Genomic DNA, 15,387 nt, shown 5'->3' on the forward strand with positions numbered 1-15,387 from the left:
CTGGGCACATACGTGCAGCACACGAACGGCCCACCGACCGGTCCCGGAACCTCGGGTGGTGGTGGGCTGCCCGCGACACCTACGACGGTGCGCGACGCTCCTGGATCAACAGATCCGGCTGGTTGTCCCGCCTGAGGCGCCGACCGGAGTCGGACACGGGACTCAGCACTGCGGGCGATTCTACAGGCTGCTCAGGACCGTCTGCGACCGAGGTGTTTCCTGGTCCACTCGACGGCGTCCGCGTACCGCGCCTCGGCGCCGTGGCGGGTGGGCTCGTAGTACTCGCGGTCCTTGATCGCGTCCGGGGCGTACTGCTGCTCGGCGATGCCCTCGGCCAGGTCGTGCGGATACACATACCCCTGCGCGTGGCCGAGCTTGGCGGCGCCCTTGTAGTGCCCGTCGCGCAGGTGCGGAGGAACAGGACCGGCCAACCCCTTGCGTACGTCCTCCAGGGCGGCTCCGATCGCGGTCGTCGCGGCGTTGGACTTGGGGGCGAGGGCCAGGGCGATGGTGGCGTGGCTGAGGGTGAGGGCGGCTTCGGGGAAGCCGATCATGGCGACGGCCTGGGCGGCGGCGACCGCGATCGGCAGGGCGTTCGGATCGGCGAGCCCGATGTCCTCACTGGCGGAGATCATCAGGCGGCGGGCGATGAAGCGGGGGTCCTCGCCGGCCTCGATCATGCGGGCCAGGTAGTGCAGGGCGGCGTCGACGTCGGAGCCGCGGATCGACTTGATGAGGGCGCTGGCCACGTCGTAGTGCTGGTCGCCGTCGCGGTCGTACTTCACGGCCGCCCGGTCGACGGTCTCCTCCAGCGTCTGGAGACCGATCTCCGTCTCGCCCTTGTCGAGCGCTGCCCCGGCGGCCGCCTCCAGGGCGGTCAGGGCGCGGCGGGCGTCGCCGCCGGCGATGCGCAGCAGGTGGGCCTCGGTGTCCTCGGGGAGGGTGACGGCGCTCTTGAGGCCTCGCTCGTCGGTGAGCGCGCGCTTGAGGAGGCCGCGCAGGTCGTCGTCGGTGAGGGGTTCGAGGGTGAGGAGGAGGGAGCGGGACAGCAGGGGGGAGATGACCGAGAAGTACGGGTTCTCGGTGGTCGCCGCGATCAGGGTCACCCAGCGGTTCTCGACGGCCGGGAGGAGGGAGTCCTGCTGGGCCTTGCTGAAGCGGTGGATCTCGTCGAGGAAGAGGACGGTCTCCTTGCCGAAGCCGCCGGTGGCGCGGCGGGCGCCGTCGATGACCGCGCGGACCTCCTTCACCCCGGCGGTGATGGCGGACAGCTCGACGAAGCGCTTGTTGGTGGCCTTGGAGACGACGTAGGCCAGGGTGGTCTTGCCGGTTCCGGGCGGGCCCCACAGGATCACCGAGGAGGGCCCGGCGGGGCCGCCGCCGGATTCGCCGACGAGTCTGCGCAGGGGCGAGCCCGGCTTGAGCAGGTGCTGCTGGCCCACCACCTCGTCCAAGGTGCGCGGGCGCATGCGCACGGCCAGGGGACTGCCGGCGGGGTCCTTCTCCTGGCGTTCTTCTGCGGCGGCGGTGAACAGGTCGGGCTCCACGTTGGAAACCCTAAATCACCGCACTGACATCGAGGCCGGAGCGGGTCAGGCCCAGAGCTGGCTGCCCCAGCGGGTCAGGATCAGCATGACGATGACGCCGCAGTGCGTCACCGGAAGCACCCAGGTGAACTCGGCGAGGAAGTTCTTCAGCGGGCGCGGGGCGGGCAGGAAGCCGTTGCGCACGTTGAAGGAGGTCACGTACCAGAACATGGTGATCGTCGCGGCCCAGGCCAGCGAGCACCACAGGCACAGCGCGTTGATGCGGTAGAGCGACTGGAACATCAGCCAGGTGCAGAAGACGACACCGAAGAGGGTGCCGAAGTTGAAGGTCAGCCAGTACCAGCGCGGGAAGCGGGCGCGGGCGAGCAGGCTCATGCCGACGCAGACGACCATGCCGTAGCAGACCAGGCCGAGCATGGGGTTCGGGAACCCGAAGACGGCCGCCTGCTTGCTCTCCATGATGCTGCCGCAGGAGACGATCGGGTTGAGGCTGCAGCCGGGCGTGAAGGTCTTCCCCTCGACCTTGGCCTCGAGGATCTTGAACTTGTCGATCGTGATGACCCACGCGGCGAGCAGACCGGCGGCGCCGGTGATCACCAGCAGCAAGGCGAACGCACGACTGCCGCCCAGCAGTTGCGGCGGCACCTCGGCGCGCTCCGGCTCGGGTTCGGTGGAGACGTCTTTGACTGTCGTCTTGCTCATCACGCCGATTCCGTCACTTGAGAGTTGGACCTTCTCCGGACACGGCACATTGTGCCGTACACACGCCCTTGCCCACCGTTCGCTGCGGATAAGGAAAGGCGCACGAGCGAGTGAAGGCGTTCGGTTCAGGACACCGGCGGGACGGCTGACGAGGGCGGGGACCACGCGGTCCCCGCCCGGCACGATCAACCCAGACGGGCTTCCAGTTCCGCCACGATCTCGTTGACGCCGACGGCCGCCTGCTCGCCGGACTCCATGTCCTTGAGCTGGACGACGCCTTCGGCGAGGTCACGTTCGCCGGCGACGATCGTGTAGCGGGCGCCGCTGCGGTTGGCGTTCTTCATGGCGCCCTTGAGGCCCTTGGCGCCGTAGGAGAAGTCCGCAGCGATACCGACCTTGCGCAGCTCGGTGACCTTGGCGAACAGCACCCGGCGCGCCTCCTCGCCGAGCGGCACCACGAACACGCTGGTGGACGACGGGAGTTGGAGCTCCACGCCCTCCGCCTCCAGGGCCAGCACCGTACGGTCGACGCCCAGGGCCCAGCCGACGGACGGCAGCGCGGGGCCGCCGATCATCTCGGACAGCCCGTCGTAACGGCCGCCGCCGCCCACCGCGGACTGGGAGCCCAGGCCGTCGTGGACGAACTCGAAGGTCGTGCGCGTGTAGTAGTCCAGGCCGCGCACCAGCTTCGGGTCGTCCTCGAAGGAGACGCCCGCCGCCGTGATCAGTTCGCGGACCTCCTCGTGATACGCCTTGCAGGCGTCGCAGAGGTAGTCACGCAGGAGCGGAGCGCCGGTGAGCTGCTTCTGGACCGACTCACGCTTGTCGTCCAGCACCCGCAGCGGGTTGATGTCGACGCGGCGGCGCGTGTCCTCGTCCAGGTCCAGGGCGCGCAGGAAGTCCTGCAGGGCCGCTCGGTAGACCGGACGGCACTCCTTGTCGCCCAGGCTGTTGAGCAGGATCCGGAAGTTGCTCAGGCCGAGCGAGCGGTAGGCCTGGTCGGCCAGGATGATCAACTCGGCGTCCAGCGCCGGGTCCTCGGCGCCGATCGCCTCGGCGCCGACCTGGGAGAAGTGCCTGTAACGGCCCTTCTGGGGGCGCTCGTAGCGGTAGTAGGAGCCCGAGTACCAGAGCTTGACCGGGAGGTTGCCCGCCTTGTGCAGGTTGGCCTCCAGCGCCGCGCGCAGGACCGAGGCCGTGCCCTCGGGGCGAAGGGCGAGCTTGTCGCCGCCCTTGGTCTCGAAGGCGTACATCTCCTTGGTCACGATGTCGGTGGACTCGCCCACGCCGCGTGCGAACAGCTCGACGCTCTCGAAGCCGGGCGTCTCGATGTAGCCGTAGCCGGAGTTGCGCAGGGGGGCGGCGATCGCCTCACGGACGGCCAGGTAGGTGGCGGAGTCCGGCGGGATCAGGTCGTACGTGCCCTTGGGGGCCTTGAAGGTGCTCACGGAAGGTCTCGTCACATTCCTCGTCGGGGAGCGTCGGCTTGCGCTCCCAGGCCGGCGGCCACCTGCCGCAAGTAGGGGTTGGTGGCACGCTCCTGGCCGATGGTCGTCTGGGGGCCGTGGCCGGACAGCACCACGGTCGAGTCGTCGAGCGGCAGGCACACGCGGGCCAGCGAGTCGAGCATCTCGGCCATGTCGCCGCCGGGCAGGTCGGTGCGTCCGATGGAGCCGGCGAACAGCAGGTCGCCCGAGAAGAAGATCGGCGGGATGTCCGCCGCCTCGGGCAGGCCGAAGGTCACCGACCCCTTGGTATGGCCCGGCGCGTGCGCGACGGTCAGCTCCAGGCCGGCCAGCTCCAGCTTGGCGCCGTCGGTCAGCTCCTTGACGTCGTCCGGCTCCCCGATGGTCAGCTCGCCCATCAGCTGCATCCCGATGGACCGGCCGAGCGCCTTCTCGGGGTCGCTCATCATGTACCGGTCCTCGGGGTGGATCCAGGCCGGTACGTCGTGCGCGCCGCACACCGGGACGACCGAGGCGACGTGGTCGAGGTGGCCGTGGGTGAGGACGACGGCGACGGGCTTGAGCCGATGCTTCTTCAGCGCTTCCTCGACTCCGGGGGCCGCTTCGTGGCCCGGGTCGATGATCACGCACTCCTCACCGGCGGCGGGGGCGACGAGATAACAGTTCGTCCCCCAGGCCCCGGCGGGGAACCCGGCAATGAGCACGATCGTCCTTCGTTTGTGTCGACACAGGTGGTTTGTCGGCGGGCTCCGCCCGTCGTCAGAGCCTACCGGCGCTGCCGATTCCTCAGCGAACCCATATACGGTACGGGGCACACGCAGGCGATCGGCTCAATGGACGCACGCGTACCGGTCGACACACACGACGCATGAGGAGAGAACCCGGTGGTCAGCCAGGAACAGCGGCGGCGTCAGCTCGCCCGGGAGAAGTTCTTGCGACAGCAGCAGCGGCGCACGGTCGCCCGGCGCAAGACACGCACGCGCAACGCGGCGATAGCGTCAGCCCTCGCGGTGATCATCATCGGCAGCCTCGCGCTGTACACGACCGGGGTACTCAAGGGCGACGACGAGGCCAAGAGCAACGCGAACGCGGAGGTCACGCCGAGCGCGACCAGCCCGGCCCCGGACCCGTGCGAGAAGCCCGCCGCGGGCAAGGTCAAGACGGCGACCTGGAAGAAGGAGCCGGAGCTGACCATCGACAAGTCGGCGAAGTACACGATGAAGCTCGCGACGACGTGCGGTGACATAGACATCGCGCTCAAGGCGTCGGCCGCACCGCACACCGTGAACTCGTTCGCCTTCCTTGCCGGCAAGGGCTACTTCGACCACAGCAAGTGCCACCGGCTCGTCCCCAGCGGCATCTACGTGCTGCAGTGCGGTGACCCGCAGGGCACCGGCATGGGCGGCCCCGGGTACACGATTCCCGACGAGAACCTCAAGGACACGAGCCTCAAGGGCGGTGTCTACCCGGCCGGTACGGTCGCGATGGCCAACCAGTACAACGCGCAGACGAAGGAAGGCCGCAACACCGGGGGCAGTCAGTTCTTCCTCGTCTACCAGGACAGTCAGCTGCCGGCCGACTACACACCGTTCGGCACTGTGTCCGAGGCCGGCATGAAGGTCCTGAAGAAGATCGCCGAGGCAGGAGCCCAGGCCGCCGACCCCACGACCGGGAACACCGCCCCCAATGCGACGGTCGTCATCAACAAGGCGACAGTCACCAAATCCTGACCCCCAACTGCGAAATTTCGGTCGCGCGGGATGCGGACAGGCAACCCGCCGGTCGCCTATGTTGGCCGTGACGAAACTGTGGACGATGCCCGGGGGAACACAAGCCCTACGCAGGCATCATGTGGAGGAGGCGCTGTGAGCAGCGACCCGTGGGGCCGCGTCGACGAGACGGGGACCGTGTACGTGCGTACGGCCGACGGCGAGCAGGTCGTCGGTTCCTGGCAGGCCGGCTCCCCTGAGGAGGCGTTGGCCTACTTCGAGCGCAAGTACGAGGGCCTGGTCGTCGAAATCGGCCTCCTCGAGAAGCGAGTCAAGACCACCGACCTGTCGGCGAAGGACGCTCAGACCGCGATCGATCACATCCGTGAGCAGGTCGACGCCCACCACGCGGTCGGTGACCTGGACGCCCTGCGGACCCGCCTGGACAAGCTGGTCGAGACCGTCGACAAGCGCCGCGAGGAGCGCAAGCAGCAGCGGGCGAAGCAGTCGGACGAGGCCCGGCACGCCAAGGAGGCGCTGGTCACCGAGGCGGAGGAGCTGGCCCGGTCCGACCAGTGGCGGGCCGCGGGTGAGCGGCTGCGGGCCCTGGTTGACACGTGGAAGGGCCTGCCGCGGCTCGACCGCAAGTCGGACGACGAGCTGTGGCACCGCTTCTCACACGCGCGGTCGGCGTTCTCCAAGCGCCGCAAGGCGCACTTCGCGCAGCTGGACGCGCAGCGCGAGGAGGCCCGCAAGACCAAGGAGCGGCTGGTCGCCGACGCCGAGTCGCTGTCCGGTTCGACCGACTGGGGCCCGACAGCGGCCCGCTACCGCGAGCTGATGGCGGAGTGGAAGGCGGCCGGCCGCGCCCAGCGCGAGCACGAGGACGACCTGTGGAACCGCTTCCGCGGCGCCCAGGACATCTTCTTCGCCGCCCGCAGCTCGGTCTTCGCCGAGCGGGACGCCGAGCAGGGCGAGAACCTGAAGCTGAAGGAGGAGCTGGCCGAGGAGGCCGAGAAGCTCCTGCCGATCGGCGACCTGAAGGCCACGCGTGCCGCCTTCCGCTCGATCAACGAGCGCTGGGAGGCCATCGGCCACGTGCCGCGCGACGCCCGCCCGAAGGTCGAGGGCCGGATGCACGCCGTCGAGCGCGCGATCCAGGAGGCCGAGGAGACCGAGTGGCGCCGGACCAACCCGGAGGCACGCGCGCGTGCCGAGGGGCTGACCGGTCAGCTCCAGGCCGCCGTGGACAAGCTGAGGGGCCAGATCGAGCAGGCTCGCACCCAGGGCAACAACGCCAGGGCCGACAAGCTCGAGAAGGAGCTGGAGGGCCGCCAGGCACTGCTGGACCAGGCGCTGAAGGGCCTGCAGGAGTTCGGCGGCTGACCCCTACTGCGAGAAGGGCCCCGTACCGCGAGGTACGGGGCCCTTCTCGTATGCCGTGCGGCTGTGCCACGACCGGCCGCACGGCCGAGTTCTACGACCGGCTGCGCGCCGACGTCACCCGGTACACGTCGTAGACGCCCTCCACGCCCCTGACCGCCTTCAGGACGTGCCCGAGGTGCTTCGGGTCGCCCATCTCGAAGGTGAAGCGGGAGGTGGCGACGCGGTCGCGGGAGGTCTGGACGGCCGCGGAGAGGATGTTGACGTGCTGGTCGGACAGGACGCGGGTGACGTCCGACAGGAGCCGGGAGCGGTCCAGGGCCTCGACCTGGATGGCGACCAGGAAGACCGAGGACTGGGTGGGCGCCCACTCGACCTCGAGGATGCGCTCGGGCTCACGGGACAGTGACTCCACGTTCACGCAGTCGCTGCGGTGAACCGATACGCCACTACCGCGCGTGACGAAGCCGATGATCGGGTCGCCGGGTACGGGCGTACAACAGCGGGCCAGCTTGACCCACACGTCCTCGACGCCCTTGACGATGACGCCCGGGTCGGCGCTGGAGCGACGCTTGCGCCCGCGGGTGCGGGTCGGTGGGACCGCCTCGTCGATCTCCTCGGTGGCGGCCTCCTCGCCGCCGAGCGCGGAGACGAGCTTCTGTACGACGCTCTGGGCGGAGACATGGCCCTCGCCGATCGCCGCGTACAGCGCGGAGATGTCCGGGTACCGCATCTCGTGCGCGAGCGTGACCAGCGAGTCGCCGGTCAGGATGCGCTGGATCGGCAGGTTCTGCTTGCGCATCGCGCGGACGATGGCGTCCTTGCCCTGCTCGATCGCCTCGTCGCGGCGCTCCTTGGAGAACCACGCCCGGATTTTGTTGCGGGCGCGCGGCGACTTCACGAAGCCGAGCCAGTCGCGGGAGGGGCCCGCGCCGGCCGCCTTCGAGGTGAACACCTCGACCAGGTCGCCGTTGTCCAGGGTGGATTCGAGCGGGACCAGGCGTCCGTTGACCCTCGCGCCTATCGTGCGGTGGCCGACCTCGGTGTGGACGGCGTACGCGAAGTCCACCGGGGTGGCGCCCGCCGGGAGCGCTATGACGTCGCCCTTGGGGGTGAAGACGAAGACCTCGTTGCGGGAGAGGTCGAAGCGCAGGGACTCCAGGAACTCGCTGGGGTCCTCGGTCTCCTTCTGCCAGTCGAGGAGCTGCCGCAGCCACGCCATGTCATTGATGGCGTCCTTGTCCTTGCCGGCCTTGGGCACGTCGGTGCGGACCTTGGAGGCACCGGCGACGGCCTCCTGCTTGTACTTCCAGTGCGCGGCGATGCCGTACTCGGCGCGGCGGTGCATGTCGAACGTGCGGATCTGGAGTTCGACCGGCTTGCCGTTGGGGCCGATGACCGTCGTGTGCAGCGACTGGTACATGTTGAACTTGGGCATCGCGATGTAGTCCTTGAACCGGCCGGGGACCGGGTTCCATCGCGCGTGCACGGTGCCGAGGGCGGCGTAGCAGTCGCGGACGGTGTCCACAAGGACGCGGATGCCCACCAGGTCGTAGATCTCCGCGAAGTCGCGACCGCGGACGATCATCTTCTGGTAGACGCTGTAGTAGTGCTTCGGACGGCCGGTGACGGTCGCCTTGATGCGGGCGGCGCGCAGGTCCTGCTGGACCTCGTCGGTCACTATGGCCAGATACTCGTCACGCTTCGGTGCCCGCTCGGCCACCAGCCGTACGATCTCGTCGTACATCTTGGGGTAGAGGATCGCGAAGGCGAGGTCCTCCAGCTCCCACTTGATGGTGTTCATGCCGAGGCGATGGGCGAGCGGCGCGTAGATCTCGAGGGTCTCGCGCGCCTTCTTCTCCTGCTTCTCGCGCTTGAGGTAACGCATGGTGCGCATGTTGTGCAGGCGGTCGGCGAGCTTGATGACCAGGACACGCGGGTCCTTGGCCATGGCTACGACCATCTTGCGCACGGTCTCGGCCTGCGCGGCCTCGCCGAACTTGACCTTGTCCAGCTTGGTGACGCCGTCGACGAGCAAGGCGACGGAGTCGCCGAAGTCGCGACGGAGCTGGTCGAGGCCGTACTCGGTGTCCTCGACGGTGTCGTGCAGCAGGCCGGCCATCAGGGTGGCCGGATCCATACCCAGCTCGGCGAGGATCGTGGTCACCGCGAGCGGGTGGGTGATGTACGGGTCGCCGCTCTTGCGCTTCTGGCCGCGGTGCCAGCGCTCGGCGACCTGGTAGGCCTTCTCGATCTGGCGGAGCGTGGCGGTCTCGATCTTCGGGTCGTTGCTGCGGACTATGCGCAGCAACGGCTCCAGCACCGGGTTGTACGGGTTGGAGCGCTGGACGCCGAGACGGGCGAGCCGGGCCCGGACGCGGTTGGAGGATCCGGAGCGGGCCGGCTGGCCGGCGGACGGGCGGGCCGCGGGCGGGTTGACGGGGCGCTCGGCCGGGGCGGGCTTGGGTCGCGTCTGCTCGGCCGGCTTGTCGACGGGCGCGGACTGGGCATGCTCGACCGTCCCGCGCGAGTCGTTCTTCGCGTGCGGCGCGTTCGGCGCGGGCTTCGCCGCGGGCGCCGAGGCGGACTCGGGCTTGGCGGCGGTCAGGTGCTGGGCCTCGTCTGGCAAGAGGGCTCCTCGTGCGCGATCCGGGTCCCCCGGTCAGGCTCCGGAGACCCCATGGTAGCGATCCTGCGCCCGAGGATCGCCTTCAGTCCGATGTGAGGGACGTCTACCGGTGAAACACGAGGGGCTACGGATGGATTCCACGGTGTCGTGCTGGCCGTGTCCTGGGGGCGGCGTGAGCGCTTCCGGGGACTGTCCAGAGGCTTGCCTGCGGCCGTCCGGTACAGCCTGCGGGATGTGCGGACCGTGTGCGGTGAACCGTCGGTTTCGCGCCATCGGGATGCCGTCGCTTTGCGGGAAGAGTGTGATGCGGGAGGCGGGATGGGTGAGCTGGGTGGGTGGGGTGACTGGGGCGTTCTGGGGAGCGCTCGAGGCATGTGTGCGAGGGCGGGGCGCGCCTGGCGCATGTACGCGGGCAGGTGGGTACGCGAGTGCGCGGAGCGCCACCGTGCACGCACCGCCTTGGCGCTCCCTGAGGCGCAGATACGCCCCTGACGCACAGATACGGCCCCCCTGACGCACAGATGCCGCGCACCTGACGTAGCAGGCGCGCGGCATCGGGTGCTGCGGCGGGGACACCCTGCGCGGGGGTCGAAGCCTCGCGTGGGGCTGCCGGGCTCAGACCGTGAGCAGCGACTCCAGCGGGGCTCCGTCCAGAGCCGGTTCCAGGCGGGCTCGGCCGCCCAGGAAGCCCAGCTCCATCAGGACCGCCAGGCCGGCCACCTCGGCGCCGGCCCGGCGGATCAGCTGGATCGAGGCCTCGGCGGTGCCGCCCGTAGCCAGGACGTCGTCGATGACCAGGACGCGGTCACCGCCGGTCAGGTCCTCGGCGTGCACCTCGATCTCGGCGGAGCCGTACTCCAGGTCGTACGCCTGGCTGAGCGTCGCCCCGGGGAGCTTGCCCGCCTTGCGTACGGGGATGAAGCCGACGCCCGCGCGGACCGCGACCGGCGCTCCGAGGATGAAGCCCCGGGCCTCCAGACCGACGATCTTCGTGGCACCGGCGTTCCCGGCGATCTCGGCCAGCGCGTCGGTGAGCGCCGTGAACGCCGCCGGGTCCGCCAGGAGCGGGGTGATGTCCTTGAACATCACGCCCGGCTCCGGGTAGTCCGCGACGTCGCGGATACGGCTCAGCAGGAGTTCCCTGATCTCGGTCATCGGCGCTTCCCGGAGGGTCGGCCACGGCCCCGGCCACGGGACGCGGGCTGGTTGCGGGGGCCGACGACCGCGGGAGCGGCGTCCTCCGGCTCGTCGACGAACTGCTCGTCGTCGACCGGGGCGTCCTGGGACTCGCCCTGCGTGGCGGACTGGGCGCGCTTGGCGAGCACGCGCTTCCTCAGGGCCTTCATCTGCGGCTCGCGCTCCTTGAGGTCGGCGACGAGCGGCGTGGCGATGAAGATCGAGGAGTACGCACCGGCCGCGAGGCCGACGAACAGCGACAGCGAGATGTCGTTGAGCATGCCGGCGCCGAGGAAGCCGCCACCGATGAACAGCAGGCCCGCCACCGGCAGCAGCGCGACCACCGTGGTGTTGATGGAGCGGACCAGGGTGCTGTTGATCGAGCGGTTGGCGACGTCGCTGTAGGTCCAGCGGGTCTGCTTGGTGATGTCCTTCGTCTGCTCCTTGAGGCTGTCGAAGACGACGACCGTGTCGTAGAGCGAGTAACCGAGGATGGTCAGCAGACCGATCACGGTGCCCGGCGTGACCTCGAAGCCGACGAGGGCGTAGATACCGACCGTGATGGTGATGTCGTGGATCAGGGCGACGAACGCGGCGAGCGCCATGCGCCACTCGAAGGCGATCGCCAGATAGATCACCACGAGGACCAGGAAGATGCCGAGGCCCTGCCAGGCCTTGGTGGCGATCTGCTCACCCCAGCTGGGACCGACCAGTTCGCCGGTGACGTCCTTCTCCGCGACGCCGAGCTTCTCGGCCAGCTCCGCCGAGACCTTGTCGGCCTGGGCGGTGTCGATGCCCGCGACCTGGATGCGCAGCTTGGCGTCATCGCCGCTGCCGAGCTTCTGGACGATCGCGTCGTGGCCGGAGGCCTCTTCCGCGTACTCCTGGGCCTGGGACACCGAGACGTTGGTCTTCGGGGTGTTGAAGACCGCTCCGCCCTGGAACTCGATGCCCCTGTTCAGGCCGAGCACCGCCAGGCCGACGATCGCCGTGATGGTGATCAGGATGGAGACGCCGTACCAGATCTTGCGGTTGCCGACGAAGTCGTAGCCGACCTCGCCACGGTGCAGTCGGGCGCCGAGGTTGCCGAGCTTCGACATCTCACGCCTCCTTCGTCTCGATGGGGGCGGAGGGACGGCGGGTGCGGCGCAGCGGCGGCCTGGCACCCAGTCGCTTCGGATCGAGGCCGGACCAGGGGTGGCCGCCACCGAAGAACTTGGTGCGGGCCAGGATCGTGAGCAGCGGCTTGGTGAACAGGAACACGACGACCACGTCGAGCAGGGTGGTCAGGCCGAGCGTGAACGCGAAGCCCTGGACCTTGCCGACGGTGACGATGAACAGCACGGCGGCGGCGAGGAACGAGACGAAGTCGGAGACCAGGATGGTGCGCCGGGCGCGCGGCCAGGCCCGCTCGACGGCGGGGCGCAGGGAGCGGCCCTCGCGGATCTCGTCGCGGACGCGTTCGAAGTACACGATGAACGAGTCCGCGGTGATACCGATGGCGACGATGGCACCACAGACGGCCGGCAGGTTCAGCGCGAAGCCGATGGTCGGGCCGAGCAGCGACATGATCGTGTAGGTCAGGGCCGCGGAGACCAGCAGCGAGAGGATCGCGATGATCGACAGACCGCGGTAGTAGACCAGCAGGTAGATGACGACCAGGGCGAGACCGATCGCACCCGCGATCAGACCGGCCTTGAGCTGCTCACCGCCGAGCGCGGCGGTCACCGTGGTGACGCTGTCCTCGCTGAAGGAGAGCGGCAGTGCGCCGTACGACAGCATGTTGGCGAGGCTCTCGGCCGACTCCTGGGTGAAGTTGCCGGAGATCTCCGCGTTGCCGCCGGTCAGGGCCTCGCGGACGAACGGGTCGGAGACGACGTCGTTGTCCAGGACGATGGCGAACTGGTTCTGCGGCTGCTGCTTCTGGGCCAGCTTGCCGGTGATGGCGGCGAACTTCTTGCGGCCGTCGGACGTGAAGTCCATGGTCACGGTCCAGCCGGCGCCGCTCTGCGTGTTGAAGACGGCCTTGGCCTCGTCGACGTCGGTGCCGTCGACCTCGGCGGGGCCGAGGATGTACTTCTGCCACTGGCCCTGCGAGTTCTGACCGCAGGCGACGGTGGAGTCGGTGGGCTTGGCGCCGTCACCGGCCTTGGCGCGGGCCTGCTCGTTGGTGCAGTTCAGCGCGGCGTACTGCGCTTCGAGCGCGCCGCTGCCCGTGTCACCGGTGGGGCTGCTGCTCGCCGCCGGGGAGGCACTGGAGGAGGCGCTCGTGGACGGCGTGGAGTCGGCCTTCAGTGCGTCGGTGACCGCGCGGCCCTGCGTGGTGGAGGTCGCCGAGGGGCTGGTCGAGCCGGAGGGGGTCGCCTTGTCCGTCGCCTTGTCGGTGGAGTCGCCCGACGCGCTGCTGGAGGCGCTCGGCGAGGGGGTGGCCGCGGCGTCGCCGCCGGAGACCTCCGTGGCGATGACCGGGCGGAAGTAGAGCTTGGCGGTGGTGCCGACCTGGTCCCGGGCCTGCTTGGAGTTCGTGCCCTTGGGGATGTTGACGATGATGTTGCGATCGCCCTGGGTCTGTACCTCGGCCTCGGAGACGCCCAGACCGTTGACACGCCGCTCCATGATCTGGACGGCGGTGTTCATGTTGGTCTTGTTGATCGCGGATTCCTGGCCGGGCTCCGCTTCCGCACGGAGCGTGATGCTCGTGCCTCCGGCGAGGTCGATGCCAAGACGCGGAGTGGTGTGCCCCGCGGCGAACATCCCTCCGGTGAGCGCCGCGATGGCGATCAGGATGAGGGCCAGCGAGCGCCCCGGCTTGCTCTGGGCGCTCGCGTTCCGGCCCTTCTTAGGTGCTGCCACCTTCTCGTACTCCCTCTCGGGCCGCCTCGCTCCGGATCAGCGGACGGACGGCCATGACATGGTGTAGGGATCCCCGTGCGAGATCGGCATGCCCGGGGGCGCGCAGGCATGGCCCGCGCGCCCCGGCACATGGCTACTTCGCCTCGGAGTCGCCGTCGGTCTTCTTCGGCTCGTCCGCCTTGGCCTCGGCGGCCACGGCGTCGTCGGAGGACTCCTCGGCCTCGTCCTTCTCGTCCTTCTTGGCGAAGTCGACGGGCTCGTCGTCGGAGGCGGCGGCAGCGGCCGGCTCGTCGGTCTCGGTGAGGGAGGAGGCGTCGTCCGGGACGACGTCGGACTTCAGGTCGTGCTCGATGCCGTGCACGATGCGGTTGTACTCGTCGTCGGAGAGGACGGCACCGATCGCGTTCTTGGCGAAGAGGAGCTCCACGCCCGGGCCGGCGTCAACGAGGACGGTGTCGTCGCTGACCTCCTTGACCGTGGCGTACATGCCCCCGATGGTGCGGACACCGGATCCGGGCTGCATCTGGTTCCGCATGTCGGCGGCCTGCTGCTGCTTCTTCTTGGCCGACCGGGTCATCAGGAACATGGCCCCGATGAGCACGATGAACGGGAGGAGGGTCACGAGACTCACGGGTCGGAACTTCCTTCACACGACCGCGATGGTGAGCGGCCTGATGGTTGGGGGTATGTGTGCCGCCGACAACGGCGGCATCGGCGGAGTCTAAGCGAGTCTCCGCGCATGGAACAACGCTCAGCATGGCACCGGGGTTCCCCCTCGGGCCACAGAGCTCGCCGTCACGTTGTCGTCACGCCCCGAACAGGTCCTGTTGTCCGTTTCCCGCAGCTGACGAGCGCGGCGGGGTGAGGCCGAGATGCGCCCATGCGGCGGGAGTGGCGACTCGGCCGCGCGGAGTACGGGCGAGCAGGCCCTCCCGTACGAGGAAGGGTTCGGCGACCTCCTCGACGGTCTCGCGCTCCTCCCCCACCGCGACGGCGAGCGTGGACAGGCCGACCGGTCCGCCGCCGAACAGCTTCAGCAGGGCCTCCAGGACGCCGCGGTCGAGGCGGTCGAGACCGCGGGCGTCGACCTCGTAAACGGCGAGGGCCGCCTCGGCGATGTCCCTGTTGATGATCCCGTCCGCCTTGACCTGGGCGTAGTCGCGGACGCGGCGCAGCAGGCGGTTGGCGATACGGGGCGTGCCGCGCGAGCGGCCGGCGATCTCGGCGGCGCCGTCGGCCTCGATCTCGACGTCGAGGAGGTTCGCGGAGCGGTGGATGACGCGCTCCAGCTCGGCGGGCTCGTAGAACTCCATGTGCGCGGTGAAGCCGAAGCGGTCGCGCAGCGGGGGCGGCAGCAGGCCCGCGCGCGTGGTGGCGCCGACCAGGGTGAACGGGGGCAGTTCGAGCGGGATGGCGGTGGCGCCCGGCCCCTTGCCGACGATCACGTCGACACGGAAGTCCTCCATCGCCATGTACAGCATCTCCTCGGCGGGCCGGGACATGCGGTGGATCTCGTCGAGGAAGAGGACCTCGCCCTCCTGCAGGGAGGAGAGGATCGCGGCGAGATCGCCGGCGTGCTGGATGGCGGGGCCGCTGGTGATGCGGATGGGGGCGCCCATCTCGGCCGCGATGATCATCGAGAGGGTCGTCTTGCCGAGGCCGGGGGCGCCGGAGAGCAGCACATGGTCGGCGGTGGCGCCACGTGCGCGTGCGGCGCGCAGGACGAGGTCGAGCTGTTCGCGGACCTTCTCCTGGCCGATGAACTCGCCCAGGTCCTTCGGGCGCAGCGCGGCCTCGACGGCCTGGTCCTCACGGTCGGCGGACGGGCCGACGAGCCGCTCGGCGGCGGTCGCGTCGGTCGTGTCGTCCCAGTTCATGGAGTGTGCCTCGCGGGTCGCGGTCGGGTGGTCGTACGAGGATCG

Annotated in this window: 12 protein-coding genes; 2 read left to right on the forward strand and 10 right to left on the reverse strand. The window is 69.5% G+C overall.

Features of this window, described 5'->3' with window-relative positions:
- Positions 1 to 191: 191 nt before the first annotated feature.
- The 4 genes from ABD932_RS00625 to ABD932_RS00640 form a co-directional block, all read right to left on the reverse strand.
- Entirely contained in the window at positions 192 to 1,547 is a 1,356-nt protein-coding gene (locus ABD932_RS00625; RefSeq protein ID WP_345007968.1) for a replication-associated recombination protein A, read from the reverse strand.
- Between the two features lie 45 nt (positions 1,548 to 1,592).
- Positions 1,593 to 2,249, reverse strand: a complete 657-nt coding sequence (locus ABD932_RS00630; protein ID WP_345007970.1) for a vitamin K epoxide reductase family protein — start codon at positions 2,247 to 2,249, stop codon at positions 1,593 to 1,595.
- A 185-nt stretch (positions 2,250 to 2,434) separates the two neighbouring features.
- Positions 2,435 to 3,697, reverse strand: coding sequence for a histidine--tRNA ligase (gene hisS, locus ABD932_RS00635; RefSeq protein ID WP_345007972.1), 1,263 nt, complete (start codon positions 3,695 to 3,697; stop codon positions 2,435 to 2,437).
- A gap of 11 nt (positions 3,698 to 3,708) precedes the next feature.
- On the reverse strand, positions 3,709 to 4,419 hold the full coding sequence (locus ABD932_RS00640; protein WP_345007974.1) for an MBL fold metallo-hydrolase: 711 nt from the start codon (positions 4,417 to 4,419) through the stop codon (positions 3,709 to 3,711).
- Positions 4,420 to 4,599: 180 nt separating this feature from the next.
- Between ABD932_RS00640 and ABD932_RS00645 the strand changes: the two genes are divergently transcribed.
- Together ABD932_RS00645 and ABD932_RS00650 are read left to right on the forward strand one after the other, a co-directional pair.
- Positions 4,600 to 5,445, forward strand: a complete 846-nt coding sequence (locus ABD932_RS00645; protein WP_345007976.1) for a peptidylprolyl isomerase — start codon at positions 4,600 to 4,602, stop codon at positions 5,443 to 5,445.
- A gap of 135 nt (positions 5,446 to 5,580) precedes the next feature.
- Complete coding sequence (locus tag ABD932_RS00650) at positions 5,581 to 6,810, forward strand: DUF349 domain-containing protein (RefSeq protein ID WP_345007978.1); 1,230 nt, start codon at positions 5,581 to 5,583, stop codon at positions 6,808 to 6,810.
- Positions 6,811 to 6,901: 91 nt separating this feature from the next.
- Here the strand turns inward: ABD932_RS00650 and ABD932_RS00655 are convergent, their stop codons facing one another.
- The 6 genes from ABD932_RS00655 to ruvB form a co-directional block, all read right to left on the reverse strand.
- Positions 6,902 to 9,436 (reverse strand): RelA/SpoT family protein, encoded by a 2,535-nt coding sequence (locus ABD932_RS00655; protein ID WP_126390152.1) that lies wholly within the window; start codon positions 9,434 to 9,436, stop codon positions 6,902 to 6,904.
- A gap of 615 nt (positions 9,437 to 10,051) precedes the next feature.
- Positions 10,052 to 10,591, reverse strand: coding sequence for an adenine phosphoribosyltransferase (locus ABD932_RS00660; RefSeq protein WP_250085508.1), 540 nt, complete (start codon positions 10,589 to 10,591; stop codon positions 10,052 to 10,054).
- Positions 10,588 to 11,712, reverse strand: coding sequence for a protein translocase subunit SecF (secF, locus tag ABD932_RS00665; protein WP_345007980.1), 1,125 nt, complete (start codon positions 11,710 to 11,712; stop codon positions 10,588 to 10,590). The genes ABD932_RS00660 and secF overlap by 4 nt, the downstream gene beginning before the upstream one ends.
- A 1-nt stretch (position 11,713) precedes the next feature.
- Positions 11,714 to 13,465, reverse strand: coding sequence for a protein translocase subunit SecD (gene secD, locus ABD932_RS00670; RefSeq protein WP_345007982.1), 1,752 nt, complete (start codon positions 13,463 to 13,465; stop codon positions 11,714 to 11,716).
- Positions 13,466 to 13,598: 133 nt separating this feature from the next.
- A complete protein-coding gene (gene yajC / locus ABD932_RS00675) occupies positions 13,599 to 14,096 on the reverse strand; it encodes a preprotein translocase subunit YajC (RefSeq protein ID WP_345007984.1) in 498 nt (165 codons plus the stop codon).
- A 175-nt stretch (positions 14,097 to 14,271) separates the two neighbouring features.
- A complete protein-coding gene (gene ruvB / locus ABD932_RS00680; protein WP_126390164.1) occupies positions 14,272 to 15,342 on the reverse strand; it encodes a Holliday junction branch migration DNA helicase RuvB in 1,071 nt (356 codons plus the stop codon).
- Between the last annotated feature and the right edge of the window lie 45 nt (positions 15,343 to 15,387).

The sequence above is a fragment of the Streptomyces shaanxiensis genome (genome assembly GCF_039537145.1).
GTDB lineage: Bacteria > Actinomycetota > Actinomycetes > Streptomycetales > Streptomycetaceae > Streptomyces > Streptomyces shaanxiensis.